23 protein-coding genes and 1 pseudogene are annotated in these 25,944 nt (G+C 57.0%); 2 read left to right on the top strand and 22 right to left on the bottom strand.

The window, feature by feature from the left end:
- On the top strand, positions 1-731 hold a 731-nt coding region (locus tag ASC83_RS04370), incomplete at its 5' end, for a nitrilase-related carbon-nitrogen hydrolase (RefSeq protein ID WP_156379423.1).
- A 755-nt stretch (positions 732-1,486) separates the two neighbouring features.
- Here ASC83_RS04370 and ASC83_RS04375 read toward each other — a convergent pair.
- The 14 genes from ASC83_RS04375 to ASC83_RS04435 all read right to left on the bottom strand — a co-directional run bounded on the left by ASC83_RS04375 (position 1,487) and on the right by ASC83_RS04435 (position 16,318).
- On the bottom strand, positions 1,487-2,674 hold the full coding sequence (locus ASC83_RS04375) for an ATP-binding protein (protein ID WP_056058674.1): 1,188 nt from the start codon (positions 2,672-2,674) through the stop codon (positions 1,487-1,489).
- Positions 2,671-3,378 carry a response regulator transcription factor gene (locus ASC83_RS04380; RefSeq protein WP_056058677.1) on the bottom strand — a complete coding sequence of 236 codons (708 nt, stop codon included), beginning with the start codon at positions 3,376-3,378 and terminating at the stop codon, positions 2,671-2,673. Before ASC83_RS04380 ends, ASC83_RS04375 begins: the two co-directional genes overlap by 4 nt.
- A gap of 129 nt (positions 3,379-3,507) precedes the next feature.
- Positions 3,508-3,972 (bottom strand): nuclear transport factor 2 family protein, encoded by a 465-nt coding sequence (locus ASC83_RS04385; protein WP_056058680.1) that lies wholly within the window; start codon positions 3,970-3,972, stop codon positions 3,508-3,510.
- 577 nt (positions 3,973-4,549) lie between these two features.
- Complete coding sequence (locus ASC83_RS23395) at positions 4,550-5,329, bottom strand: inositol monophosphatase (RefSeq protein WP_082522342.1); 780 nt, start codon at positions 5,327-5,329, stop codon at positions 4,550-4,552.
- 103 nt (positions 5,330-5,432) lie between these two features.
- Positions 5,433-6,305: a glycerophosphodiester phosphodiesterase family protein gene (locus ASC83_RS04390; protein ID WP_082522343.1), complete on the bottom strand. Its 873-nt coding sequence runs from the start codon at positions 6,303-6,305 to the stop codon at positions 5,433-5,435.
- Between the two features lie 40 nt (positions 6,306-6,345).
- Positions 6,346-7,206, bottom strand: a complete 861-nt coding sequence (locus ASC83_RS04395) for an ABC transporter permease (RefSeq protein ID WP_056058686.1) — start codon at positions 7,204-7,206, stop codon at positions 6,346-6,348.
- Positions 7,199-8,080, bottom strand: a complete 882-nt coding sequence (locus tag ASC83_RS04400) for an ABC transporter permease (protein ID WP_056058742.1) — start codon at positions 8,078-8,080, stop codon at positions 7,199-7,201. The genes ASC83_RS04395 and ASC83_RS04400 overlap by 8 nt, the downstream gene beginning before the upstream one ends.
- Positions 8,081-8,088: 8 nt before the next feature.
- The gene (locus tag ASC83_RS04405; protein WP_056058689.1) at positions 8,089-9,153 is read right to left on the bottom strand and encodes an ABC transporter ATP-binding protein; all 1,065 of its coding nucleotides are present in this window, start codon (positions 9,151-9,153) and stop codon (positions 8,089-8,091) included.
- Between the two features lie 22 nt (positions 9,154-9,175).
- Entirely contained in the window at positions 9,176-10,420 is a 1,245-nt protein-coding gene (locus ASC83_RS04410; protein ID WP_056058693.1) for an extracellular solute-binding protein, read from the bottom strand.
- Positions 10,421-11,162: 742 nt separating this feature from the next.
- Positions 11,163-11,546: a biopolymer transporter ExbD gene (locus ASC83_RS04415; protein WP_235509316.1), complete on the bottom strand. Its 384-nt coding sequence runs from the start codon at positions 11,544-11,546 to the stop codon at positions 11,163-11,165.
- Between the two features lie 63 nt (positions 11,547-11,609).
- A complete protein-coding gene (locus ASC83_RS04420) occupies positions 11,610-12,038 on the bottom strand; it encodes a biopolymer transporter ExbD (protein WP_056058700.1) in 429 nt (142 codons plus the stop codon).
- Between the two features lie 25 nt (positions 12,039-12,063).
- Positions 12,064-12,843, bottom strand: coding sequence for a MotA/TolQ/ExbB proton channel family protein (locus tag ASC83_RS04425; RefSeq protein WP_082522345.1), 780 nt, complete (start codon positions 12,841-12,843; stop codon positions 12,064-12,066).
- Between the two features lie 65 nt (positions 12,844-12,908).
- Positions 12,909-13,691: a DUF1868 domain-containing protein gene (locus tag ASC83_RS23405; RefSeq protein ID WP_082522346.1), complete on the bottom strand. Its 783-nt coding sequence runs from the start codon at positions 13,689-13,691 to the stop codon at positions 12,909-12,911.
- Between the two features lie 32 nt (positions 13,692-13,723).
- Positions 13,724-16,318, bottom strand: coding sequence for a TonB-dependent receptor (locus ASC83_RS04435; RefSeq protein ID WP_156379424.1), 2,595 nt, complete (start codon positions 16,316-16,318; stop codon positions 13,724-13,726).
- Between the two features lie 510 nt (positions 16,319-16,828).
- Between ASC83_RS04435 and ASC83_RS04440 the strand changes: the two genes are divergently transcribed.
- Positions 16,829-17,725 carry an ROK family protein gene (locus ASC83_RS04440; RefSeq protein WP_162245481.1) on the top strand — a complete coding sequence of 299 codons (897 nt, stop codon included), beginning with the start codon at positions 16,829-16,831 and terminating at the stop codon, positions 17,723-17,725.
- Between the two features lie 586 nt (positions 17,726-18,311).
- Here ASC83_RS04440 and ASC83_RS04445 read toward each other — a convergent pair.
- From ASC83_RS04445 to ASC83_RS04480, 8 genes and pseudogenes are all read right to left on the bottom strand, one after another.
- Positions 18,312-18,862: pseudogene (locus ASC83_RS04445) on the bottom strand (IS66 family transposase); the annotation flags it as partial.
- 165 nt (positions 18,863-19,027) lie between these two features.
- On the bottom strand, positions 19,028-20,254 hold the full coding sequence (locus ASC83_RS04450; RefSeq protein ID WP_056058712.1) for an FAD-dependent oxidoreductase: 1,227 nt from the start codon (positions 20,252-20,254) through the stop codon (positions 19,028-19,030).
- Positions 20,251-21,198 carry an ornithine cyclodeaminase family protein gene (locus tag ASC83_RS04455; protein ID WP_056058714.1) on the bottom strand — a complete coding sequence of 316 codons (948 nt, stop codon included), beginning with the start codon at positions 21,196-21,198 and terminating at the stop codon, positions 20,251-20,253. The genes ASC83_RS04450 and ASC83_RS04455 overlap by 4 nt, the downstream gene beginning before the upstream one ends.
- Before the next feature lie 67 nt (positions 21,199-21,265).
- Positions 21,266-22,153 carry an amino acid ABC transporter substrate-binding protein gene (locus tag ASC83_RS04460; protein ID WP_056058717.1) on the bottom strand — a complete coding sequence of 296 codons (888 nt, stop codon included), beginning with the start codon at positions 22,151-22,153 and terminating at the stop codon, positions 21,266-21,268.
- Positions 22,154-22,256: 103 nt separating this feature from the next.
- Positions 22,257-23,663 carry an amidase gene (locus tag ASC83_RS04465; RefSeq protein ID WP_235509317.1) on the bottom strand — a complete coding sequence of 469 codons (1,407 nt, stop codon included), beginning with the start codon at positions 23,661-23,663 and terminating at the stop codon, positions 22,257-22,259.
- A 20-nt stretch (positions 23,664-23,683) separates the two neighbouring features.
- Positions 23,684-24,370, bottom strand: a complete 687-nt coding sequence (locus tag ASC83_RS04470; RefSeq protein ID WP_056058723.1) for an amino acid ABC transporter permease — start codon at positions 24,368-24,370, stop codon at positions 23,684-23,686.
- A complete protein-coding gene (locus tag ASC83_RS04475) occupies positions 24,367-25,026 on the bottom strand; it encodes an amino acid ABC transporter permease (protein ID WP_056058727.1) in 660 nt (219 codons plus the stop codon). Before ASC83_RS04475 ends, ASC83_RS04470 begins: the two co-directional genes overlap by 4 nt.
- A gap of 2 nt (positions 25,027-25,028) precedes the next feature.
- Positions 25,029-25,859, bottom strand: coding sequence for an amino acid ABC transporter ATP-binding protein (locus tag ASC83_RS04480; RefSeq protein WP_056058730.1), 831 nt, complete (start codon positions 25,857-25,859; stop codon positions 25,029-25,031).
- Between the last annotated feature and the right edge of the window lie 85 nt (positions 25,860-25,944).

The raw sequence follows: 25,944 nt of genomic DNA on the forward strand, positions 1-25,944 counted from the left end.
GACCAAGAACTTATCCACAACGTGAGCGTGAAGCTCACGAACCAGGGTGGGTCAGATCGAGATGGAAATGGTGGGTTACGGTTGCATGGAAATCAACAGCCAAACGTTTGAATGTGCACATCGTCGCGGGCATAGCCGAGCGATTCGAAGAACGGCTCTACAACTCGGCGGTGGTCGTCGGACCGACGGGATTGTTAGGGACCTATCGAAAGCTTCACCTTTGGGGTGACGAGCACCATTTTTTCGAATCCGGCAACAGCGGACTTCCGGTATTCCAGACCCCGTGGGGCCGGCTTGGTGTCCTGATATGCTACGACGGCTGGTTCCCTGAGGTTTATCGGCTGTTGGCCATGCAAGGCGCAGACATTGTCGCGATGCCAACAAATTGGGTACCGATGGCCGGGCAACCGATGGGGTCTGCCGCAATGGCGAACACGCTGGCGATGGCCAACGCCCACAGCAATGCTCTGAACATCGTTTGCGCGAACCGCACAGGCGTGGAACGAGGCCAACCGTTCATCGGGCAAAGCATCATTATCAGTGCTCAGGGATGGCCATTGGCCGGGCCTGCTGTTGCAGACGGAGACGAGGTTGTGCTTATTGCCGAGCTGGACATGAAGGCAACGCGAGCCGCCCGGCAGCTCACCGCATTCAATCATGTCCTACGCGACCGTCGCGATGATCTTTACGACCCCATGCTAGGCACGGGCTGGCAACTGCCAAGACACTGATTGCGGTTGACGGTGCCGTTATCTGATCGGGCTGGGATCTGCCGGACGCGGTCAAGTTACAGTTAACAGGACCTTTATCACGGGCATTTGCCGCCTCCGCTCTCTTGGGATACGCCTGGGTATTGCGCATCATCAACATGGCGGTGATGGGATGCGCCACCATATGCTTGCGCTGCACGCCCACCACCTTGTGATCGGGATCGCTCCGTGCAGGGTGGCTGTGCTGGAACAACTCGGAACGCTGCTCTCGCATCACCGTGAGCCTTCGGGCTATGGAGGCAGGCAGCGGCGCCAGCAGCCTGGCGCCAGAACCCCGGGCCTGAGCCAGCATGTTGGGCAGCGCTTTCTGCCCGATCATCTCCTGGACGGCGGCCAGCAAAGCAGGCACATCTACCGGGGTTCTCACCGACAAATGCCGATCAATAGGTTCGCCAGAAAGGCGAAATCATTGGAATTTTCGCTACGGCCAGGAGAACTGAGTCAGTCAGTGTGGCTATGGACCATTCTTGCGCTGGTGTGTGCCGTTGACTCCATCGCAGGATTTTTCCCATGAGCCGCATCAACCGGTTGCTCGTAACGGACGGGCAAGCGCGGAAGGCCACTTCGCGGCAAATGTTGCCCGCCGGGCAGCGCCAACGTTACGACTGCTTTTGAGCCAAGTGGAGGACTGCTACGTGCCTGAAACCGACCCAGAACGGCACATCCCCATCATCAATAACAACGTCGCGGAACTCTGGCTGTCTCCAGGAACAGCGTCATCGTCCAATAAGTACTTCCGCATGCAGGCCACCGCCAACCCGATTGACCAAGTGAACTTGTGCCCCTTGCCTCAGCGAAAGTTGACGTGCTATGAACAGGCCGAGCCCAGCTCCTCCCGTATTGCGGTTGCGAGACGAGTCCACGCGATAAAACGGCTCGAAGACTGCCTCCAGGTGCTCTTCGGGAATGCCTGGACCACGGTCTTCGACAATGAGGCGGATCTGTTGCGCCGTGATCTGGATGGAGATCTCCGCCGCTCCAGCGTAACGCAGAGAATTTTCAACCAGGTTGCCAATCACCCGACGCAAGGCTGCAGGTTCGACCGATGCAACGTCTGCTCCGGCGGGGTAATTCGGCAGTGTGAAGCTTACCTTCCGGCCCTGTTCTGCCAGGTCGTCTGTCAGCGACTGCAGCAATGCAACCAAGGCGGTGTCCTGAAGCACTTCAGGCGAACCAAGTGCATCGCCCCTGAAAACTCCCAGTACCGTATCGATCAACTTGTCCATTTCACGGACGTCGTTGATCGAGCGCTCTAGCAAAGCAGAATCGGCCGTGTTGCTCATGGCGTCGAGGCGCATCCGAAGCCTCGTAAGGGGCGTTCGAAGATCATGCGAAATGGCGGCCACCATCAACGTGCGCGCCCTAAACTGCTCATGCAGCCTGGCAGCTATCGAGTTCAACGCACGTGCAGCCTCACGCACTTCCCAGGTGCCCTGCCGTTCATTAATCATGAGCGGGCTTTCACCCCTCATGATGGAGGCGCTCAGCGAACGCGACGCTGCCACCATTGATTGCATGGGCCGCGCAAGCCATCGCGATGCCAGCCATGCAGCCAGCGCGATGATGACAATGCGAACGCCGTAGTCCAGAAAAAGGCCCTGTAACGGGAGATCGATGCTCTCCTCGACAGCATTGTTTGCCCCGCTTGCGTTGCTATAGACACAGGCATTGCTCTGTTCCTCCTGATTGACAACCTGTGGATTGGCCCGCTGGCGCAGATCAGGTACTCCTGGGGTTGGCGGCAGGCCAGGCACTGCGGTTGCGCCCACAGAGGCAGCGGTTTGCCCCTGGGGCACATACAGCGCATGAATCATCAGATAGCCTACCAGGTGGCTGGCTAGCAGCGCGATCCACATGAGCATGAACAGCCGCTTCGCCAGGGTGTCCCGGAGCAACGCACTCATTTTTGCACCTTCGTATCGAAGAGGTACCCCTCCCCGCGCATGGTGCGGATCAGGGGTTGTTGCTTTGAAGCCTGCTCAAGTTTCTGGCGAAGGCGGGACACCGCAAGATCGACGCTGCGATCGTTGACGTCCACGCCCGGCGCTCGGGTGAGTTCGATCAATTGGTCCCTTGTAAGGACGCGACCTGGCCGGTCGACAAAGGCTGATAACAGGCGGTGCTCCGCCCTAGACAGCGATATCACAACGCCCTTTGGCGAAGTCAGTTCGTGGCGTATTCGATCAAAACTCCATTCGGCAAAGCGCACCCGATCTTTTGGCGGCAGCTCAGACGGGTTGTCTCTCTTGCGAATGCGCCGCATCAAGGCATGGATACGTGCAACGAGCTCCCTGGGTTCGAAGGGCTTGCCCAAATAGTCGTCGGCCCCCGTCTCCAAGCCGAGCACACGGCTTGCAGGGTCGCCGTGGGCCGTCAACATGATCACTGGTACGTCATGGTGTTGCTGGATCCAGCGGCACAGCTCAAGGCCGTTCTCGTCGGGCAGCATGAGATCCAACACCACCACGTCGTAGCTTTCGGTCTCGAGGCAGGCTCGCGTCTCGCGTCCATCGGCGGCTGCCGTGACGGTCATGTCAAATCGCTGCAGCAGGTTTTGGAGCGATGTGCGTATCTCAGGATCGTCGTCGACGACGAGGCAATGGGTCATGGAAGTCCTTGAATGGCCTCATGCCAGGAAGCATCGTGGCAGTGCAGGCAACAAGCGTACACATTGCCTTGTCCATTTACTACCGTTGCGCGCCACACTGCTTTATAAACGCCGTCGCCTGGCAGCTGTTCAGAACATTGAATTCCCGTGCGCCATTTTTTCCGGGATGGGCTGCATCACATCCCAATGCTCAACGATCTTGCCGTTTTCGAGGCGGAAAATATCGACGATGGCAGTTCCGAGGGCGCCAGGTTCGGATTCCGACCTGACGTGCAGCACCACCAGGTCACCTTGGACCACAACCCGCTTCACAACTGCCTTCAGCTGCGGATTGGCCTTTTTCAGGTATCCGTTGATGAATGACTTCAGCCCCTCGATGCCGTCCTGGGCCCTTGGATTGTGCTGGACATAGCGTGGGCCGATAAAGCTCAGCGCGACGTCGACATCCTTCTTGTTGATGGCGGCTTCGTAGAAGGCGAGTACGGTCTCCTTGTTCGACTCTTCTTGTGGGGTCAAGGCATGGGCATTGAAGGCGACGGCGAGCGTAAAAAAGGCAACAAGCCATACGGAGAAACTGGATCGAAAGGACTTCATGGTTGAGTACAGAAGTGTCAGAAGCACCCATCTTCTGATGGAACTTTGTCCGTTCTTTACTCAGAATGTGTCAGCATGGAAAAATTCGCGTCGGTGAAAGCCAATCGGCAAGTGATCTGCTTGGGCACTGTATTGAATACTGCGACTGCAATGGGTGAGGGAAGGTCTGCGTAAGTCCCGACACTCTCGTGCCCTATGAATGCTTGGCAGTGCAGTCAGCTGCTACGCCATGTTCGTTTAGGCAGCGCGTTTTTTAAGAAATGCGGCGAATGCCTGTTGCGCGCCGTCAGTCTGCAGGAGCGATCCAAACAGTTGGTTCGCCTGTGTCACACGATCGATCACTTCTTCCCGTGCCGCCTGACGCAAGAGCGCTTAGTAGTGGACACTGCGTCCTCGGAGCAGTGCGCAATGCAGCTCACAGCCGCCAGATCAGTCCGATGGTGACAATGTCAGTCATGGACTTCCCCTTCCAACAAGTGAGTGAGTTGATGAGAGATCGAACTTCCCATCGTGGCAGCTGGATGGGAAATTCGACCATAGGCCCCATTGTATCGTGCAGAGATTTAGCGCAGGCTCTCTAAGAAATTAATGTTATACCGGTCAATTCAGCCATCTCTTCACCCAAGGCAGCATTAGTAGCCAATACGCAATTTGAGTTTGTAAAGTCGTTATCATGCCAAAAGTCATTGACATAACCACCAGCCTCTTGAACTATTAAAATTCCTGCAGCTACGTCCCACGCATTTATATAGAGCTCTACGTAAGCTTCACTGCGTCCGGCAGCGACGTAGGCCAATCCCAATGCTCCAGAGCCTCCACGTCGGACGGAGCAGCCAAAATCCAAACTTCGCTGAACTAAGGCAATATATTCGGAGTTGACTGTATTTTTAGACCAACCTACTTCGATAGAGGCGGCAGAAAGCTGATGCTGGTTGCTTACCCTCATGATGTCACCATTCAGACGCGCCCCCTTGCCAAATTCCGCGGTGAACATCTCATCAGTGGCCGGAGCATAAATTGCGCCTGCTATAACTCGATTTTCCTCAAAAAATGCAAGCGATACGCAAAAATGGGGGATACACCGCGCGAAATTTGCGGTACCGTCTATCGGATCGACAATCCATAAACGTCCACTTCCGGCAGAGCCACCAGCCTCTTCCCCCAAAACGTTATCGCCTGGAAAACGTCGTTCGATCTCAGTTCGTACATAACTCTCAATGATCTCATCGGTGGCTGTAAGATAGTCGTGGGGCCCTTTGAGCGAATAGTTTTTCCCATTCGTCTTCTTAAAAGCAGTGAGTGCCATGACACCCGCACATCGCACAATATCCTCAATCTCCATCGCCAGATCCTTCATTATCTAATATCTCCCTTATTGATCCGATAAATAAATATACGAACGTAGCGAAAAATAGCTAGAATCCCTGGGCCAGCAAAGAAATCAGCTGTCAGGCGCCAGATCAATCGCGACGCCCAGTGAATTTCAGGTATTCCACCAGTTTGGCCGTATGATCCGTTTGAATAGCTCCAACTCCAACTTGCAAGAGGCGCCCCCAAACAGCGTCTGGATCAATCAGCGCTCGGTGATCATTGAAATCAAGACTATGTGAGCAATCGATAGTATTGACCCACAACCTAGCATGCTGACGACGTAATTCCTCGCCCCCCTCCTCCAATGTCTCAACCTCTGTAAACTCTACCTCATACATCAAGCTTCTCAGAGGTTCTAACGCCTGCAGGTCTTTTGCGAAAAATCCTGACCGTGCGCGAATAATTGGAACGAAAGCCACACGCCCGAAAAACGGACTTGACCGTACCATGCTGATATCAGATTGAGATTGGATCTTCGCCTTGATAAAAACCTGATCCGCCATCCCGGCCGCGATAACTATTTGCGCGACAATATTCATCAAAGAAGGATCTTTGACGTCTATATTTAAGACTACTTGGTCGCGCGCGACCTCTAATGCCCCAGCAAGAGTCGGAAGTTTCAAGAAAGTAGACGTCTTCCCATCTCCACCGTCGCGCGAGCGAAGCTTGAAGCCCTTGACCTCGCTATAGCGAAGCTGCGACAGGGTGCCTTTTCCGTTTGTGGTGCGGTCTAGGGTGGCATCGTGCAGGAGCACAAGAACTTCATCGCTAGTGGATCGCACATCCAGTTCTACGATGTCGGCACCAAGCGCTACTGCATCAGCCAAAGAGGTTATAGAATTTTCGGGCGCCGATTGCCATGCACCGCGATGAGCGGCAACCAGGATGCGCGGGTTCGATAATGAAAGAAGGCCGGACGTTGAAACTCCGAATTCGGATGGGTAGATTGAATGAGATTGCATATCGTCACGGGCAGTTGGAAATGAGTCATCGAGGAGTCAGTCACACTTTCCCCATTCCAGCGGCCATCAGGTCGTCTCGCATTATTCGACCCGATAGCAAAAAAATCAGCAGCACAGGCGCGAGCAAAATCAAGGTCACTACAGCTGCTAGGGGAAATTGCAGCGAATATGGGTCCAAGTAATGATAAAGAAGCACCGGAAGCGTTTGTACAACGGGTGCGCCAACCAGAAAAGTTTTGTCGAACTCTTCGAAGCTGCCCACGAAGGAAAGTAACGAACCAGCAAGCAACCCCGGTACGCAAAGTGGTAGTGCAACGTGCCAGACTGCACGCAGTGGACTTGCACCCAAAGAGCGGGCAGCATGAATCAGTTCATCAGGCAACACCTCAAAACTGGCCACTAAGAGGCGAACCATTAGCGGCAAGGTCCCTACCATTTGCACCATTACCACGCCAGGTACGGTGTAAGCAATTCCGAGCATTTGGAACACCTGCCCAATGCCTATGGCCACCACGATGCCAGGAACAATCACGGGGGCCAAGATGAAAATCTCTACAGCTCGCTTGAAGCGGATGGGAAATTTAGCCATTGCCCAAGCCGTTGGTAGAGCAACCGCAGCGGTGAAAAAGGTAACAAGCAAAGAAATGAAGATGCTCGTCACTGCAGCTCCCAGCACACCTTCGTCTTGTAAAACCGCTTTCCATGTTGAAGTGGTGTAGCTCTGAGGTAACAAGTCCGGCGCGGCCCATCGTTCGGTCACGCTCCAAAGAAATACCAAAAAAAGAGGAAGGCCCAAGGTGAGTGCGATAGACAAATACAGGCCTGCAGACACCCAAACTCGATCCTCTTGAGAAAAACGTCCACGTTTGACTCCGGTAGATATCGCTGTCGGTTCAAGCATTGCGATCTCCCACTGGGCTGCTTCCCAGCAGACGCGAGGCCCGCTGGCTCAGAGCGTAATAGGCCAAGAGGACCGCCACGGAAAAGAGGCTTAAAACCATGCCGATCGAGTTCACCAGCGGCAAATTGCCGTTTCCGAACTCCGCAAACATGTGCACCGCCAAGGGGCGAGGTGACGGGGGTCCGAGCAGATCAGGGATTGCGAACGCTCCCATGGTGCCGATAAAACTCAACAAAACCGCGGCCGAGATGCCAGGCAACGCCATTGGCAGTTCTATGCGTATCAGCGTGTTCCATCGATCGGCCCCTAGAGATCGGGCTGCATTGCCTACATCTTGTGGAATAGCTGCAAATGCTCCCGTAATAACCAAGGTCATAAAGGGCAATTGTTTCCAGACCGAGGCCATGATGACACCCAAACCCAAAGGGTCACGCACTAGGCGAGGCAAACTCAGTCCAATGGGAGCCGCCAAGCGGTCCAGAAATCCACCCCTTTCAGCCAAGGTCAACACCAACAGAGCCGCAATGATCCCTGGGACTGCCATGGGAATCTTGTACAGGCCATTGAACCAGGCGCGCCCTCGAAAAGGATGACGTAGCAGCAACGCCAGACCAATCGCAAGCACAAGGCTTATGGCCACGGGTACACAGCCGTAATAAAGCGACACCAGCAAGCCACGAAGCAGTGCCGGGCGGGTGAATATCTGAGCATAGTGTTCTAGGGTGAACCCAGCATATCCTTGGTCCAAGCCAAAGCTACCTGCCAAGCTCCAGCCAAGAGGCGCGGCAAATAGCGCGCCCAAAAAGAGAAGGCCGGGAGACAGGCACAAGATCGCCAACCAAGCGCCTTTAACTTGCCGTGGGAATTCGGGCAAGACGGACCTCACAGCAGCCCCCCAACAGGAGCAATTGCGTCACGCAGTGCCCGTAGTTCCATCGGGGCGGTCAACTGCACACGCTGTCCAATCGGAAGCAGCCCATGCGATCCGCCGGCACTCGCTCGCAAGAGCAAGCGCCCCACGCGCACGGAGTAACTCACATGGGCACCTGCGAAACTGTGTGCGGTCACCTGGCCTTGGCCGTCTGGGTCCGCCTGAAGGAGCAGGTCTTCAGGGCGTAGAGACACCATCGCAGTGCGTGATCGCGGAATGACGTCCGCAAGAGCGACGGTGGCGCCCCAAGGTAAGGTGCCGAGAGATGCCGTTCCAATGCTTTCTACCGCCAAAGTCAACAGGTTGGTCTGGCCCAAGAAGTCTGCGGCAAAAGCGCTGCAAGGGCGTCGATACAGGTCAATGGGTGTCCCACTCTCCACAATGCGACCTTGGTTCATCACCATGATTCGATCGGACATCGCCATGGCTTCCGTCTGGTCATGCGTGACGTATAAACTGGTGGTGCCGACTCGGCGATGCAATGCAACGAGTTCCTCGCGCAGGCTCTCACGCAGCTTGGCATCAAGGTTCGACAAGGGCTCATCAAATAGCAGCAGCGCGGGTTGCATCACAATGGCCCGCGCTAGTGCAACACGTTGCTGCTGACCACCCGAGAGCTGGCGTGGCATTCGATCTAGCAGACCATCAAGTTTGCAGATCGCCACAGCGTGCTCGATTCGACGTCGCTGCTCAGGCGTGGCGACCTTTTTCATTGCCAGCCCAAACGCAAGATTCTTCCGAACACTGAGGTGTGGAAACAGGGCGTAAGTCTGGAAAACCATGGCGATATCGCGCTTTTCCGGCGGTAGGTTATCGACCCGCTGATCGCCGAGATAGATCTCACCGCCACTGGTTGGGGTGATCCCCGCGACCATTCTCAGCAACGTGGTCTTACCACAGCCGGAGGGGCCAAGCAGGGTGACGAATTCGCTGTGGGCGATATGCATGTCCGTGGGCACAAGCGCGACTGCCGCGCCATAAGACTTGTGTACGCCACGCAGGGTCAGTGCAGCCATATAGTGTTTCTATTCACGTTGGTCAAAGCTTGGAAAGCACTTGGTCTTCAAAGACCTTCACCAAGCCATTTGTCACGCCCCAGTTGGCGGGTACTGAACGCGTGCGCATTTGTGGTGCAGGCACCAGCAGGGAGGACGCAGTTGCGCTTACGGCGTTAGCGGCATCGACATCGGTACGCGGTGACCGGGAGGCGTGATGCTCCAATTTCCAGACCTGGAACTCGCGGCTGAAGGCCATGTCAAGGAAAAGGAGAGCCGCAGCCGGACTCTTGGCATTGGCGGGAATGATCAATCCGTCTCCGCTGGAGACCATTCCTTTTTCCAGCAGGGTGAGGCGGTATGTGGGAGGCAATTGCTTGCTGCCCAAGAAAGTCAGCGATAGATCTTCCCAGGTGGTACCGATGTAAGCCTGTTTGTTGTTGATGAGATTGAGGGTATCGGCGTTTCCATTGGTGAGCTCAGCGACCTTGAGCAACTTACCGAAATAGGCCCATACAGGTTCCATGCAGCGTGTGCTTGATGCCCATTTGGCTGCCTGGTCCGCAGTCACCCGTTGATTGGTCAGCACCTTGCGGCATTCAGGATCGCTGACAAAATTCAATGCAGCTGCGTACAGAAAGCCGCTCCCGGATCCTCCTTTAACCGGCGAAGTCACAGCAAGTTTTTTGGGATGCTTTTCCGCCCAGGCCAGCAGGGATTCAAAGCTCGTTGGAACTTCGGCAGTAGGCAGCAAAGCGCTGTCGTAGCCCATCGCTGCCTGATTCAGGTGCACCAGTGGCCAGGTTCCACCCGTCTCAACCCCGAAGACCACATCTTTGTACGGCGCAGGCACCATTGCCAGACTAGGCACCACGTTGCCGAGGTTCAGCTTTGCGATAACACCAGCGGCGCGAAGCATTTCGAAGCTGTCGGTATTGCCTGCCGAATACACGTCGACCGGCGAAGAAGCTCCTACTTTATGCACCGCCACCAGCTGCTGATTGGCCTGGGCAAGACGAACGTTTTGGTACTCGACCTTGACTCCGTAACGGGCTTCATATCGAGGTATCAGGCCCACCTTCCAGACGGGGTCAAAATTGCCCGCATAGTTGTAGATCACCAGCTTGCCTTCGCGCTTGGCTACGGGCTCAAGCACTTGGTAGAAGTTGTCGCGAGTTAAGCTGCCCACGTCGAAACGTGCGTGCTTGAGCGGGGCCTGCCCAAGCGCTCCGGTTGAAATGACTAGCTGTACTACAAATAGCAGACTCAGACGAGTGAATATGGCCATACACACCTCATATAAGATAAAGCGGCGCGGGGGCCCGACTACTCGGAACGAAAACTGACATCGAACACGACGATCGCTTCTTCAGCACCGTCTGTCAGGCAGTTGAAACGCCGCACCACCGATTGCACAGTGCGTGCGTATTCGCGAGGTCCCGATAGGGTCGTAATATCCACGACCGTGCCGCCTCGCACCTTGAACTGCACTTTGACCGATCCGGCGATGCCTACGCGTTCGTAAAGACCAGCTAACCCCGATTCCAAAGCTTGGCGATAACCCGGACAGGCGACTCCCACGTCGACTGGCCCTGAAGGACGCGCCGGAATCGAAGTGGGTGTTTGCGGAGGGGTCGGCGCTGGTATAGACACAGGAACCGACTCGCTCTGGACCGCAGCGATGGCTGCAGAGGGTGCTGCGGCTAATGCGGGGGTGTTGTCTGGCGGTGGCACATACGCCTTCGGCGGGGCCTCAGGAGCCCTGACGCGCTCAACTAGACGCTCAATTCGGGGAGGCGACGGAGGAGGCGGCGGAGGCGGAGGAACGACCTCAGGGACGATGCTTGCCATCAACGGCCTTTGCACAGCCTCAACTGCCTTGCGTGCTACGCCAGAGACCAGGGCATAGCCGATCAATGCGTGAACGCCCAGGACAGCTGCAACACCTATGGGACCGAAGCGGCTTTTCGGGGAAAAACTCTTGGGTGCACGTGCGTCTGCTTCAGACGCATTGGATTTGTAGCCACTGCTCATGGTGCAAATTGCTCCGAACCCACGATCCCCATTTTTGTCAGCCCGACGCGCTGCGCGGAAGCCATCACGCCAGCCACTACGGCATAGCTTGCATTGCGGTCAGGGCGTACATGCAACTCCGGTTGATCGACTTGCGCATGGAGCATTTGCATCCTGCTTTCCAATTCAGACGCGTGAGTCATAAGTTCTCCGTTCCAGCGCACCGCGCTGGATGCGTCAATATCGATGCGAAGCGCCTGGGATTGCTTAGGTACCAATGGTGGGTTCCCTGTCGGCATGTCAAGCTTGACGCTGTGAAGCTGGATCGGAATCGTGATGATCAGCATGATCAAGAGCACCAGCATCACGTCGATCAAAGGGGTAGTGTTGATGTCCATCATGGGCTCATCCTGGATCGCAGCTTGGCGACGGGAATGCTTCAAGGCACGGTGCTGTGGCATGAACTAATTCCGAGCTGGAGGTTGCGTGATGAAGCCGATCTTGCCAATGCCTGCACGCTGTGCTGCATAGACAACGCGCCCGACTGGTTCGTAGCTGCTGTTCAAGTCGCCTCGGATGTGCAGCTCTGGTTGGGGTTGCAGCAACGCCACTTTCTTCAGTTTTTGCAGCAAGTCCTCGGTGCTCTGCAAGCGGGAGTCCAACCAGTACATTTCCCCTGCACTATCTATGGAGACGACGATGTCTTGGGGTTGGCTTTCACGAGCATGCACCCGCTCTTTGGGTAGATCGACGGGTACGGAGTAGGTAACTACAGGAATGGTGATGAGGAAGATGATGAGCAGCACAAGCATCACGTCCACCAGCGGTGTGGTGTTGATGCTCGAGAGCATTTGATCTTCGCCGCCCGAGGACCCGGGCAATTGCATAGCCATGGTGCTGTTTGCTCGCGCTATAAGCTCAGGTTGCAGGGCCTGTGGACAACAAGACTGAATGCAGTTCTGCGCTGAAGTCACGAACATCGTCCATGACCACAGTGTTTCGGCGCAACAGCCAGTTGTATCCCAGTACGGCAGGTACGGCCACCGCTAACCCAAGCGCCGTCATGATCAGCGACTCGCCAACCGGACCTGCAACCTTGTCGATTGAGGCTTGACCCGCTATACCGATGGCCGTGAGTGCGTGGTAGATCCCCCATACGGTGCCAAACAGACCGACGAACGGCGCGGTTGATCCTACGGTTGCCAACAATGACATGCTGTTGGTCAGCCGTCGCTGTACGCGCTCCGTGGCCCGGTAGATCGACATGTCCACCCAGTCGCTGAAGTTCACCTGACTGCGTAGCCCGTCGTGCTTCTGACTCGCCACCACTCCAGCGTCGGCGATGAAACGAAACGGACTGCCCTCCTCCAGGACTCGTGCCCCGTCTGCAACACTGCCCGCAGACCAAAAATTCAACTCCGCTTTACGCGCCTGCGCGCCCATTTTTCGTTGTTCCAAAAGCTTGGTGATGATCACGTACCAACTGCCAACGCTCATCAAAGCGAGGACAAGGAGTACACCTTTGGCGACCAAATCACTTTGGGCCCAAAGCGCGCCTACGCCGTATGGGTTATCTAAAGGCATTGCGGTTTCTCCTGCCCAGGACCAGGCATGTTGAAAAGAACCGGCAATGAATGTTAGGGTGGCGAGAGTCCGACAGGCGTACACCCGATGCTGCACTTGATGTTGGTTTTTCATAAAAAATTTCGTTTTGGCTGTGAGTTCTTGTAGTCTTTGCGGCCTTCGTTGAGCGTCTCAACTCTTCAAAGCTGGTGCAATTCTTCGTAGGCGTACATATCGCGCAGACGGCAAAAATAAATGGACGAAATGCGAGGCTTGCGGGGCAAGGCCGCAAGGCCTTCCATCCAGCGTGCCGTGCTGTCACTTAGATCGTGAGCTTCTTGCTCATTCAGAAATCTAAAAAAATACCCGATGGTGACGTGGTACTGGTAGCTGTCGTGGTCTCTGCGACGCAGGCCACTCAGAGTTGATAGTTGATCTCTGATCGCTCGCAATCTACGGTCTGTCGAGTTGTCTAGTGGCCGCAGCGGGATGGTTAGTGCACCCTCCTTTTGCAATGACGGTCGTTGGCTCTTGTCGATATCGAACAAAAACGGTTCTGCGCTCAATTTTGGAAGGTTGCGTAGTTCTCGAAGGTATTGGGTCGTAACACTCTCAATCGACCGGTCAACCGGAATTGAGGGGGGCCAATTGGACGTACCCCGATCGACGTCATTCAAACCGCCAAACACGGTGATGTGATAGCTTGACGGAGGAAGCAAACCAATCTTTTGACTAAACGCATGGCGTGGGAACTCGCGGTAGATGTCGAGAAAAGCATCGAATACAGCAAAGTCCTCGCCCTGTTGCGCAAGGTGGCCGATAAAGGTGTTCGCGACGAAGCCGCGCACTGTTCCGTCGGCATTCATCTTGCGGCCGACATCTCTTGGATGGGCTTCTGGCGCGCCGATTTGGGCATGCGCGAGCTGAACCGACGTCAACGCTGCTGCGCTGGCGATAAGCTGACGACGTGAGTAGGCGTTCATAGTCTTCTTTCCTCGTTCGGTGCAAGCCACCCTCAAAATTTGTAGCTCATGCCCAAAAGGACAGAAGGAGGAATTTTCCAGGCTGACTGAACGTACTCCTGGGACTTGCCAAAGTTGTATTGCATGCCCTGACTTGTCAGATTCAGCACGTCGAGGGAGACAGTCAATTGCTTAGACAAGTCATATGCGATCTGCAAGTCCACATTGTTGGTTGGCTGCTGATATCGGTTCGCATAAAAGCCAAGAGCTGTGTAGTTGGGGAACCGGTCATCCCACAACTTTCCGACGTGGTTCCATGCCAGCTTGGCATGTACAGGGCCTCGCTCGTAGTACAGCGCAATGTTCCACACTTGCTTTGGCTGCTGAGGGAGTGCGCTTAGTTTTGTCGTTGATCCGTCGGTTAGCGTGACTGGGTAGCTTGCGCGGCTGAATGTCGCATTGGCACTGATCCCAAGGCTGTTGAATGGAGCAGGCAGGAAAGTAAAGTCCTTAGTTGCTCCGATCTCCACTCCTGAAATCTTCACAACACCATTCGCATTGCGTGCCTGGGTGACAAGAACTGGCAGCGGCGCGCCGTTAACGGTCATCTCTTCAACGCGGCCAAAGTTGAATATTTCGTTCTTGATTTCCTTGTGGAACGCAGCGATGGAAAAGATGCCACGCCCACCGTCCAGATACCAATCGTGGCCGATGTCGAAATTGTTCGAACGGCGTGGCTTCAAGTCAGCATTTCCCTGAGAGAGAGTTGCAACAGCCCCATTGGTTACCAAAGCTCCGCCGCGTGTGGCCATCTGATCGAAGCGTGGCCTACCAATAGTTTGGGAAATGCCCGTGCGCAGCTTGCTCGAATCGGAGGTGTCGTAGACAGCAAGCAACGATGGGAGCAGGTTGCTGTAGTTCTTGCTTGCCTCAACCCCGTTGTAGGTGCCATTCGTAGCAAGGAAACCGTTGGTGCTGAAATCGGTGTGCTCAAACCGCAGCCCTCCTGCGATCAAGACTTTGTCAGTACGGTACCGGGCCTGCGCATAGGCCGAGGTGATGTTCTCGCGATAGCCGTACGTCGCTCCATACTGGGCAGCAGCTTCAGTGACAGGCTTGGTACCTCCCGCACTCGCCCCGAATGCGGCGTCGGCCCGGCCAGGATCGATGAGCGGAATTTGGCTGTTGCAGCTAAAGCCGCAGGTTGAATCTCCGGACGCTACACCCGTTAAGGTGTATGGAAGGGCATTCCAAGTTCTGCGGGACAGTGCAGTGCCCCCGCGCGTCGACACCGCACGTCCACCTGCGGCCAGGCCAAGACCCCGGCTGTCAGCCTCCATGTTGTGTCGCATGTTGGCTTGCAGGTCAAAAACGTTTTCTGCATAGTTCGTTTGCTCTTCCTGACGGTATTGAGAAGGATATAGCGATGCATTGGCCGCATTAGCTCCATTCACAGCTGTGAACATTGGAGTTCCTGCTCCATAGCTGTAGTTGAATGGCATCCCAGACTGAACGAATTGGTCAAAAGTCTGAGGGTTTTGAACTGTCGAGCGAGATGCGCTCGCGCGCAAGTCCATAGTCCAACCCGGCTCTATCTCGTAAATCAGCTCGCCATTTACCCCGTAGAGCTTGCGGTCCCACCGTAGCCTAGCCAACTGCGCCGTCTGACTGACCGAACTCAGACGTCCAGAGGTCGGTGTCTGGTCAGAAACCGTGGACGCGGAATTGACTGCAGCAATCAATGTGTTGCGATTGGAGGTCTCTTGCTGCTGGAATGCGAACGCGCTGATATGACCAGTCAGAGGCCCGTCGGGCATCCAGTCAAGCCGGGATGTAAGTCCCACCCGCTCGCGTTTATTGTCGTAGTTGTACCAGCGGCGTTCGGTGGGTACGGCGTATCCGTTGCCAGAGTATGGCGTACCTGTACGCACGCCATTCGCACCATACCAGTTCAGGCTACTGCCGGACTCCACCTGGGGAATGTTGACGTCTCGGCTCCAGTAACTGAGAGTGCTCAGCAGTCCGAACTCGTTCTTCTCACCAAAGCGCTTTGCCCACTTGGCTGCAGCTTCCCCCGCGGGTCTGTTGCCTCCGTATTCCTGACCAATCAAGCTGCGGCCGAGTTTGGCGGACACATGCAAAGTATTGTCAGGCAGTTGAAATGCATTGCCTGTCGAAATGTTAACCACCCCCCCAATTGCGCCGCCATCGGACTCCGGTAGATAGCTTTTGGTGACGTCGATGCGCTGCGCAAAGTTGGCCGGAAGCATTTCCATCAACACCTGGCGGCTACCGATATCCGAGGTAGCAAATGAAAAGCCGTCGATCTGGGTGATGTTGTAGTTCGCGTTCAAGCCGCGCACGATGACAAATCGAGGCTCGCCCTGGTAGCTCAACGTGTTCACTCCAGTCACTCGCTTGAGTGCGTCCCCCACATTGAAGTCGGGCAACTTTCCGATTTGATCTGCAGCGATTCCGTCGACGGTGCCGATGGCCTCTTTCTTGGCGGAGATTGTTCTTGCGTTTGAGGAGCGAACGCCAGTGATCACTACCTCCTTCAGCTCAGTAATCGGTTGGGTCGCTGTTTGTTCATCGGCGTGGCCCGCGCTAGCCAGACAGCTCAGCACGGCTAGCGCAATAGGGGTCATTCGGCGTTGCCTGGTCGATAGGCTTGTTGAGGCGCAGCGGTGATACACAAACTCTCCTGTCATGGCTTCATGGTGGCGGGTGCCGGCACAACTCCCTACAATCCGGCGTAGGCCTTTATATTAAATTAGCTAAATTAAAGTTATATGACAGTGTCGCTAAGATCCGAAGTCCCCTCCAATAGGGATGAACCCCAGGGCACGACCTCGTCTCACTCTGCGAATACCCCGTCCCAGTCAGCTTCCTCATCGCCCCGGGACAACTCGCCAGCGGCTGTGCCGCCCCATTTCTTCAGGCACGGGAGTCAAGAGGTTGCGAGCGGTACCGAGCGGCTTGTTTTGGATTTGGTTCGCCGATCACCAGGGATGTCTCGAGCGGATCTCACCAGAGCGTGCGGATTGAGCGGCCCCGGCGCCAAAGCACTCATTGACACTCTGGTTGGCCGGGGGATGTTGCAGTTGGGGCCTCCCACGAGCAAAGGTCGAGGACAGCCGAGCGCTACTGTTGGGCTGGTGGGCGACTTCGCTTTTAGTTTTGGGCTTGCTATTGCGATCGATGGATTTAAGCTGGCTCTTATCGACTTCGCAGGGCAGCTGATCGATGATTACGCTGAGTCTGCCTTTCCCTTGAGCCTTGAGCGGGTTCTTGCAAACGCCGGTGAGCAGATAGAAGTGATGCTACATAAGCATCAAATTGCCCGCCTCGCGGTCTTTGGGGTAGGGCTGAGCATGACAGGGCCGTTCACGGGGCATGGAAGTCGGGTCAACCCCCCTCTGTCGATGCCCAGCGAGTGGGCGACCGAGGAGCTGGACAAGTTTTTTTCCGGCCGTCTTGCCCTTCCGGTGTGGATGGACAACGACGCCAATTGCGCGACTATTGCTGAGGCACAGTTTGGAATCGGTCGCAAATCCAACAACTTTGTCTATCTGCATTTCACAGATGGTCTTGGTAGTGGCGTAGTCCAAGAAGGACGGTTGGTCCGAGGTGCCTATGGGAACTCAGGAGAATTAGGTAGGCTTTTTGCTATCGCAGGTTTGCCGCGTGTGAGTCTTGAAACGCTGCGCCACGCTCTCAGATCCACCGGACTCGACCTGCCAAACTTGCGTTCAATGCTGGATAGCTATGATCCAAGTTGGCCTGAGATCGACTCGTGGCTCGAGAGCGTTGCGCCTAGCTTAACGATTGCAGTGGCTGCAATCATCGCCCTAGCTGATCCGGAGTTCATCATCTTCGGCGCGCGTCTTCCAAGAGACTTGGCAGATCGGCTCATTGCGCGAGTGGAATTCGAAAAATTGCCAAGACGCAGTACTCCCGCTCCCAATCCAGTGTTACTGCCCTCCGAGACGAATGTAAATAGTGTCGTCATTGGCGCGGCGAGCATCGCCTTCAAAAGACATTTTTTTCTATAGGCTTGGACGCCGAGCTACCTAGCGGTGAGCAACTCGCAACGGCTGCGCGTAGAGCGGCTCGGCAGTTTTTTGCTGGCAAATCGAGCGTCAGGTATGTATCCGTCCGGCGAACTCATCTTGTGTGCCGACCCATGAGACTGCTTGTAGTGGAGAACTGTGTCGCATCGCTCCTATCAGCAGCATGTTTACAGTCCTGCCATGAACCGTGAACTGCTCGCCAAGATTGGCCGACCGGTATTCGTCGTGATGGCCGCTACGTGCGTCCTAGTAGGAGCGGATGTGCTGCTTCCACCCGAGGTCTCTGCCACCGATATTCACCATCAGCGAATGGTCGGAAACCGCACCGTCAAAGTCGCCTACGCGACGTGTTGCAGCGGCGGAGAGATTGAGTCATGCGAAGCTAGCCGCGAGACTCCCTTCAGTCTGCCGCAAGCAGTCACGGTCCGAAAATCGAGAATTCTTGGGCGCTGTGCAGTCGAACCATCAGATCACCCGGCGCCTGCGTGCAAATGCAACTGATCCATGCAAACCGAAGCAATGCGCTTTAAAGGGACTAAGGGTCTGGCTACGCTCGCATCGAGGTGGTTCAGCATTGGACCGGCGTCCGGGTCCAGCGATGCGGGAGTAGCTCACTGATGCGGTGGGACGACTGAGTGGGCAGCCGCTCCATTACATCGCGCAGGTAGGCGTAGGGGTCCAACCCGTTGAGCTTGGCCGATTGGATGAGGCTCATCACGGCCGCAGCCCGCTGACCCGCGCGCAAGCTGCCGGCGAAGAGCCAGTTCTGCCGGCCGAGCGCGATGGGCCGGATGCGGTTCTCCACCCAGTTGTTGTCGATGGGCAAGTTGCCGTCATCGAGATAGCGGGTCAGCGCCGCCCAACGCTTGAGGCCGTAGTCGATGGCCCGGGCGGTGGCTGAGCCGCCCGGAACGCGCTGGCGCTGTTGCCGCAGCCACTGGTTCATTGCATCGGCCAGCGCCCGGCTGCTCGGCGGGCTTCAACCCTGGCTTGGCTGCTGGTATTGGCTGCTGCCAGCTCTACCTCGTAGAGCTGGCCGAAGAACTTCAGCGCCTGCTCGCCAACTTGGCTGCCGTGGTTGGCCCAGAGCTCATGGAACTTGCGCCGGGCGTGCGCCATGCAAGAGTCGAAAAGTGCCCGGCGTCGGTTTGATAACGACGATGCGAAGCTCTGCAGAAGCAGCCAGACCACTAATTCACATAGCCTGATTGGCACATCGGTAACACAATAGAATCATTGGTCGCCTGGGTTGTCACAACGGTTGGCACAAACTGCAACTTCTATTCAAGCCTGCGCGATGGCGGCACTACGTAAATGCCCACCCAAGGCAATCGCACTGCCCGCCGCAAGCGTTAGGCCCAGCGCTCCGTGCCCAACGTTGAGGTACACATTGCTTGACCGCCAGCGGCCCACTATGGGCACAGACGTTGGCGTGGCAGGTCGCAAGCCCGCCCAGGTCTTTGGTGTGCTCAGGTCGCACAATCCTGAATATGTTTGCTCGACGGCCTCAACCATGGCTTCCACCCGGGATGTTTCAATGGTTAAGTTGTTGGCGCCCACTTCAGCCGATGACGCCACACGCAGGCTGTCTTGCAGAGGAGCAAACACAGTCTTGCGTCCCAAATCAGTCACGCTTGCTTGAGGGCGCTGCACGTTGGACCGGAACGGAACAGTAATGCTGTAACCTTTTATGGGGTACACCGGAAGATAGATCCCCAGCTCTGCGGCAAGAGAGACAGCTCGAGGCCCTGCTGCCAACACAAACGCGTCTGCTTCGATATCTCCCTTGTTCGTCTTTACGGCACTCACACGATCGCGATGCATAGTGAAGCCGTTGGCTTGTACGCCAAGCGACACCGTGCCTCCCAGACGCAACAGGCTCTTCACCATTTCCAAACAAAGAAGGTGTGGATCGCCCACGCATTCACTCTTCGTCCAGACACCGCCTGCAATTGTCAGCGCACGCGCGTGACGTAGAGCTGGCTCCGCTACAAGGCACTCCTGCGGAGTCAGTATTTGCTGATCGCAGCCTAGCGCCGCCTGCAAACGTACCTGCCGCTCCTGCTGCAGCAGCGCCTCGGAAGTCGGGCACAGGACTAACTTGCCGTTTCTCTCGAAGCCAAAACTCCAGTGCTCAGACTGCATCCATTCAGTGAGCGTTGCCCGGCTGGCCTGCGCCATTTCCAATAGGATCGCCGTGCCTCTCGCCGATCGCCGAGTCGTACAAGAGCCTAGGAATTGAAGACCCCAAGCCCATTGTCGCCAATCTAGGCGCGGGTAAAAGCGAACTGCCGACTTTCGGGATAGCAGCATCTTGGGAAGTGCGCGCAGCGTGCCTGGCGATGCGAAGGGCTCCACATAGCTGTAGCTCAACTGCGCTCCGTTGGCATAGCTGGTGGCGAGGCCTGGAGCATCATTAGCATCTAGCAGGCGCACGTCGAAACCCTGCCGTGCCAGCTGGTAGGCCGTGGCACACCCAACAATCCCAGCACCAATGACGCAAACTTTCATGGCCGAGCGCTCCCCGAAAGCGCACCTGCGCGGAGGATACGCGATACCGCGAGCTGCGCCACTGCAACATCTGCCAACCCCACGCCCACCGATTTGAATACGGTGATGGCGGGCCCTGCTGGCCGCCAGGGAGCCACTCCTGCGTACAGTTCGGGCAAGTCCACGAAGGGGGAGTGGCTGCTACGTCCCTCCCAAAGCACAATCTCACCTGCTTCGGCCAAGCTTTGCGGCTTCCATTCAACGATGATGCGGCCAGCGCGATCCATGGTGGTGTCGTCGAGTTCTCGCCCTTTGGGTGTGCTGGTGCCAATAGCTGAGACGAAAGCACCGTGCGAAAGCCACGCGCCATCGAACACAGGCGTGGCCGAGCGAGTGGCCGTTACAACGATGTCCGCATCCCGCACCGCTGCTTCGGCCGTAGTGAAGGCTACTCGGCTGCCCGTGCGGACCGCCAATGCCTGGCCCCAAACAGCATCGCCAGCAGGGTCGACCAGCGCGATTTCCTCGAACGTAAACCACTCGCACAAGGCCTCAGCCTGCGCGCGTCCCTGCAGGCCGGTGCCGAATAACGCGAGCTTTCGCGGGCGCAGCACCGCCGCCTTGGACGCGACCAAAGTGGTGATGGCCGCAGTGCGCAGCCGTGTGATCTCATTGCCGTCGAGAACGGCCAGCGGTTGGTTGGTTTCCAGGTCAAAAACCAGGATGGAAAAGCTGAACTGACCGCGCACCGTGGGATAGACCTTGATTCCGCCTATCGAACGATCGGCCCACACCGCACCCATAGTGCTCAACCGCAGGTCGCGGCAGTCAGTGCGCTGGCGTCTGTGTACCGCAGCGCCGCCCGATGCAAGGCTGGCGAATGCATCCCCTAAAACCGCGGCAACGGACGAAAAATCGAGGGCGTCGGAAATCTGCTGATCGCTGATGAAAGGAATGCTGTTCATGAAGATGACTGGCAACGCCAGAAATGAGATTGAAAAAAGGAGAAACGGGCTCGCAAAGCGCTCGGATCTAGGGAACGCCGTACTTGTTTGGGTAGCGGATGTTTTCTCGCATGTGCACACTCATCGGAATGCGCATTGATGGCGTGTCGAACCACTTGCGATAGATTGCGGTCAGCTCGCCGGACTGCATAAGGGAAAGCAAAGTGCGGTCTACAACCTCGCGTAGCGGCACATCGTCTTTGGGCAGCATGAACGCATAGGGCTCGACCGTAAAGTGCCGCCCTGTTACGTGCAATCGGTCTTTCGCTGGAGACGCGGCAATGAGGCCGTACAGCAAGATATCGTCCTGCGCAAAGGCATCTACCCGCCCTTCTTCAACCAGACGAACGCCTTCAGCATCGGTGGGGACTACCACTACCTCTAGTGATTGCTCTTGGCGCAAACGCTGTACCGCCTCCTGTGCGGTTGTGCCGTTGCTCACTGCGATACGCCGACGCCAAAGACTTGGAGGGCCTTCGAGTTGAACCGACTGATTCGCCAGAAAGCGCACACCCGTTGTGAACAGCGTGTACGAAAAGTCCACATCCTTTTGCCGCGCCACGGTATTGGTGTTTCCGCCGCACTCAATGTCGATCGAGCCAGCCTTGAGCATCGGAATGCGTTGTGCAGCTTCCAATGGCTTGAAGTCCACGCGGAGATCCGATCTACCCAGAGTCTTTCGGATGCCCTCCACCACCCTCCGGCAAACGTCGATCGAATAACCAACCGTTTCGCCGGCGGAATCGCGGAACGCAAAGGTGCCTGGCGTCGGTATGTAGCCCACTTGAACGGTGCCGCTGCGCGCGATGCGTGCTAAAGCACTTGCGGCCGTCAGAGCCTGGCAGTCCATAGGCGCCCATAACACTGCCGCAGCCAACGAGGACAGCAGGCATGTCTTACTCAGGGTTGTTTGCATGGACCACTCCTTCAAAAAAGAGACGCTTTTAGCAAGCCGTCAGGTCTGCTTAAATTGCACGGACAGCAAGAACTATCAGAGGGAATAGAGGAAGCAAGGGTGCTTATTCATCAAGACCGGGAGGCACCGCCTCGTGCCAGAGCGTCGCGCGCTCGAAGGCCTGGCCGACTCGCAGTGCCCTGACCTCGTCAAGAGGCCGGGCGATGAACTGCATAGACACAGGCATGCCCGCGCGTGTGAAGCCTGCAGGCAAAGCCAACGAACACAGGTCCAACAGGTTCACGAACCGACCAAAGCGCGAAAGCGGTGTAGCTAGTTCATCGACGTCGGATACAGGGATCGCCGCGATTGCATTAGTCGGAAACGCACACACATCAACGCCATCCATGGCCATGAGCATGTCCGCCTTAGCCTGTTCACGCAGCTTGAGTAAGTGGATGTACTGCGCTGAACTGATATCACGACCCAACAGGATGCGTCGACGCACATTGGGGTCGAACTCCAGCCCATCCTGCTCAAATAGCGTTCCCAGGTTGGCGTAGCCCTCAGCGCTCATTAAGCTGCCCGCCACACGCATTGACTCGGCACAGCTTTGCGGCAGCTCCCGCTCCACACGTTCCATGCCCAAATCCTCCAGAACTTGCAAAGCCTCGTCGTATGCGGCTAGGACTTCGGCATCAACGTCCAAGCGCTCGGCTTCGGGCAAAGTCCATACGCGCATCCCTTCAACGCCGCGCCCTACGTCGAGTTGAGGTAGCACCGCACGTGGGCGCACTGGTAGCGATGCAGGATCGCGTGGGTCGTGGCCTGAGAGAACGTCCAGCAGGATCGCGCTGTCACGCACTGTGCGGGTGAGTGGGCCCACCGTATCGTGCGTTGGGCACAGCTCTATGAGTCCATGGCGGCTGATCAGCCCGCGCGTGGTCTTCAGGCCCACCACCCCACACAGCCCCGCGGGAATGCGCACTGACCCCCCCGTGTCCGTGCCAATACTGGCCGAGCACAGTCCAGCGGCCAATGCCACGGCCGAACCGCTGCTGGATCCACCAGGTGTGCGATGGGTCTGCAAGTCCCATGGGTTCCAAGGTGTACCCATCGCGGAGTTTGTGCCCCAGCCGCCAAAGGCAAATTCCACGGTGTGCGTTTTTCCGATCACCACCGCACCGGCGCCGCGAAGGCGCTCCACTACTGCCGCACTGGTCGTCGAGATGCGCGGCGGCCGCGCCTTCGATCCCGCGGCGATGGACTTGTTCTCGATTTCAAACAAGTCCTTCACCGCTACCGTGACGCCATGCAACGGTCCAAGACGAATACCAGCGCGTGTCATCTGGTCAAGGCCGCGAGCAGTGGCGAGTGCTTCATCGGCATACACGTCGGTGAAGGCGTGCAGCTTGTCACCATGTCGCGCGATCCGTGCCAGTTGCGCCTGCAAAAGCGCCTCGCTCGATAGCTCGCCGAGTTGTATAGCAAGAGCCAGTTGCTCCAGAGACGCGTAGGTGGTGGATTTCATGGTCATGGTTTGCTTGGTTGTCATGCCGCACCCACCGTGCGGCGCCCGTGGGCCAAGCGGCGCTCCAACCACCGCGACAGCATGGAAAGTGGGAAAGCAATCGCGAAATACAGCATTCCCACCAGGATGAAGATGTGCAGAGGCAAGAAGTACTCGCTAGACATAGCCTTGGCGGTCAGCATTAGCTCGTTGGTGGCGATCAATGCGCAGAGTGAGCTGTCCTTGAGCAGTGCTACATAGCTGTTGAGGAGAGGCGGTAGCATCACCCGCATGGCCTGTGGGAGGGTGATAGAAAGGAACACCTGACGCGGTGTCAGGCCTGCAGCCAACCCTGCCTCACGCTGTCCGCCATGTACCGATTTGAGACCACCACGCAGAATCTCGGCTACGTAGGCAGCGCCGTGCACGCCCAAGCCGATGGCGCCTGCCCAGTAGCCTGAGAGCGTGATTCCAGCCGCTGGCAGCGCGAAGTAGATCGCCAGCAGCAGTGCCAGCAACGGCACCGCGCGCAGGAGCTGGATAAAGCCATTGGCCCCGTAGCGCAGCACCGCCACTCCGCTGCGCAGCATCCAAACCAGCATGGCGCCAAGTACGATTGCGATAGCAAAACCAATGGCCGAAAGTTCGGCCGTAACCAACGCAGCCTCCAGCAGCCGAGGCCACCATTCACCCATGTACTCGGCATAGGTTCCAAAGAACGTATTCATCGCGTGCCCCCCGATGTGTTGCGTTCGAGACGCGCAAATGCACAGCTGATGGGAAGCACCATGGCCGCGTAGAGCAGCATGGCTGTCAGATAAATCACCGGTGTCTCAAACGTGGAAGTGACAAGGTTGCGCGCATAGAACATCACCTCGGGCGCTGCGATGGCTGAGGCAATAGAGGTGTCCTTGACGAGCTGGCTGGCGTAGTTGCCCAGCGAAGGCAGCGTCACGCGCAACATCTGCGGAAGCAGCACGCTGCGTAGCGCCTGGGCCGGGGTGAGGCCCACAGCGAGCGCTGCCTCGCGCTGGCCTGCATGCAGGCAGCGCAGCCCTGCAGCGAATACCTCGCACAGAATGGCTGCACCCACCAAGCCCAGTCCGATCACCGCCGCAGTGAGCGGCGACATGCGCACCCCCACAGAGGCGAGGCCAAAGTACAGCACGAACAGGTGCGCCAGCGCCGGCACATTGCGCATCCACTCGATGTAGACGGCGATGACGGTCTGCAGCGCTCTATTGCGCACGAAGACTACCAACAGCGCCATCAAGAGGCCAAGACTGGAAGCCAGCACCCCAGCGCCCAGAGCAACCTGCGCAGCGGTCAATGCGCCGCGCGCGAGCGTGAGCGCAATCAACGTAAGAGTATCGATGCCGGGCATGCTCACAACTCCAACCCAGCTTCCTTGCCGACTTGGCCAAGAAAGGCTCTCGTGCGCTCCATGCGCGGCTGATTGATCACTTGTGCCGCAGGACCTTCTTCGACTATGTGACCGCCGTCCATAAAGATCACTCGGTCAGCCACGTCGCGCGCAAAGCGGATCTCGTGCGTCACCAGGATTAATGACCGACCCTCTTCCGCTAACTCGCGAATGACACCCAGCACCTCGCCCACCAACTCTGGGTCGAGCGCTGAGGTGGGCTCATCGAAAAGGATCAGCTTGGGTTTTTGTGCCAACGTGCGGGCAATCGCCACGCGCTGCTGCTGCCCGCCGGAGAGCTGCTCGGGGTAGGCGTCGGCCTTGTGGCGCAGGTGCACCTTGTCGAGCATCTCTTCGGCCAGCGCATGGGCTTCATCGCGGCGCATACCTGCCGCCTTGATGGAAGCCAGCGCCACGTTCTCGCGCACAGTGAGGTGCGGCCACAGGTAGAACAGCTGGAACACCATGCCGACCTCGCGGCGCTGCGGCGCCATCTCGGTGTCGGTCATGAAGCGCCAGCCGCCCTTTCGGTCCGGCACTTGGCCGATGCGTTCGGATTCGAGCACTACCTCGCCTGCCTGAGGCTTTTCGAGGAAGTTCAGACAGCGCAGACAGGTGGACTTACCCGACCCACTGGGGCCGATGAGCGAGAGCGTCTCGCCTTTTTGCAAGTTAAACGAAATGCCTTTGAGCACCTCGGCCGTTCCATAGCTCTTTTTAAGGCCGCTGACTTGAAGCAGGGGTTGATTCACATGGTTCTCCAGACAAAACTGCGGGCCCGCGACAGTTCGCATGCGCTCTCGTGATCTGGCATCGCGGCACGGCTCTTGCAAACGCACCTCTCGATACACAGTGCCCCAATGCTAGAAACTTCGGCCG

Origin of the sequence: Acidovorax sp. Root402 (genome assembly GCF_001425125.1) — a bacterium.
In the GTDB taxonomy this organism is placed as follows: Bacteria; Pseudomonadota; Gammaproteobacteria; order Burkholderiales; family Burkholderiaceae_C; genus Acidovorax; species Acidovorax delafieldii.

Excerpts from the sequence above, each read along its gene's own strand:
- ASC83_RS04375 (WP_056058674.1), bottom strand. The coding sequence starts at position 2,674 with ATGAGTGCGTTGCTCCGGGACACCCTGGCGAAGCGGCTGTTCATGCTC.
- ASC83_RS04380 (WP_056058677.1), bottom strand. The coding sequence starts at position 3,378 with ATGACCCATTGCCTCGTCGTCGACGACGATCCTGAGATACGCACATCG.
- ASC83_RS04385 (WP_056058680.1), bottom strand. The coding sequence starts at position 3,972 with ATGAAGTCCTTTCGATCCAGTTTCTCCGTATGGCTTGTTGCCTTTTTT.
- ASC83_RS23395 (WP_082522342.1), bottom strand. The coding sequence starts at position 5,329 with ATGAAGGATCTGGCGATGGAGATTGAGGATATTGTGCGATGTGCGGGT.
- ASC83_RS04390 (WP_082522343.1), bottom strand. The coding sequence starts at position 6,305 with ATGCAATCTCATTCAATCTACCCATCCGAATTCGGAGTTTCAACGTCC.
- ASC83_RS04395 (WP_056058686.1), bottom strand. The coding sequence starts at position 7,206 with ATGCTTGAACCGACAGCGATATCTACCGGAGTCAAACGTGGACGTTTT.
- ASC83_RS04405 (WP_056058689.1), bottom strand. The coding sequence starts at position 9,153 with ATGGCTGCACTGACCCTGCGTGGCGTACACAAGTCTTATGGCGCGGCA.
- ASC83_RS04410 (WP_056058693.1), bottom strand. The coding sequence starts at position 10,420 with ATGGCCATATTCACTCGTCTGAGTCTGCTATTTGTAGTACAGCTAGTC.
- ASC83_RS04415 (WP_235509316.1), bottom strand. The coding sequence starts at position 11,546 with ATGATGGACATCAACACTACCCCTTTGATCGACGTGATGCTGGTGCTC.
- ASC83_RS04420 (WP_056058700.1), bottom strand. The coding sequence starts at position 12,038 with ATGGCTATGCAATTGCCCGGGTCCTCGGGCGGCGAAGATCAAATGCTC.
- ASC83_RS04425 (WP_082522345.1), bottom strand. The coding sequence starts at position 12,843 with ATGAAAAACCAACATCAAGTGCAGCATCGGGTGTACGCCTGTCGGACT.
- ASC83_RS23405 (WP_082522346.1), bottom strand. The coding sequence starts at position 13,691 with ATGAACGCCTACTCACGTCGTCAGCTTATCGCCAGCGCAGCAGCGTTG.
- ASC83_RS04435 (WP_156379424.1), bottom strand. The coding sequence starts at position 16,318 with ATGACCCCTATTGCGCTAGCCGTGCTGAGCTGTCTGGCTAGCGCGGGC.
- ASC83_RS04450 (WP_056058712.1), bottom strand. The coding sequence starts at position 20,254 with ATGAAAGTTTGCGTCATTGGTGCTGGGATTGTTGGGTGTGCCACGGCC.
- ASC83_RS04455 (WP_056058714.1), bottom strand. The coding sequence starts at position 21,198 with ATGAACAGCATTCCTTTCATCAGCGATCAGCAGATTTCCGACGCCCTC.
- ASC83_RS04460 (WP_056058717.1), bottom strand. The coding sequence starts at position 22,153 with ATGCAAACAACCCTGAGTAAGACATGCCTGCTGTCCTCGTTGGCTGCG.
- ASC83_RS04465 (WP_235509317.1), bottom strand. The coding sequence starts at position 23,663 with ATGAAATCCACCACCTACGCGTCTCTGGAGCAACTGGCTCTTGCTATA.
- ASC83_RS04470 (WP_056058723.1), bottom strand. The coding sequence starts at position 24,370 with ATGAATACGTTCTTTGGAACCTATGCCGAGTACATGGGTGAATGGTGG.
- ASC83_RS04475 (WP_056058727.1), bottom strand. The coding sequence starts at position 25,026 with ATGCCCGGCATCGATACTCTTACGTTGATTGCGCTCACGCTCGCGCGC.
- ASC83_RS04480 (WP_056058730.1), bottom strand. The coding sequence starts at position 25,859 with ATGCGAACTGTCGCGGGCCCGCAGTTTTGTCTGGAGAACCATGTGAAT.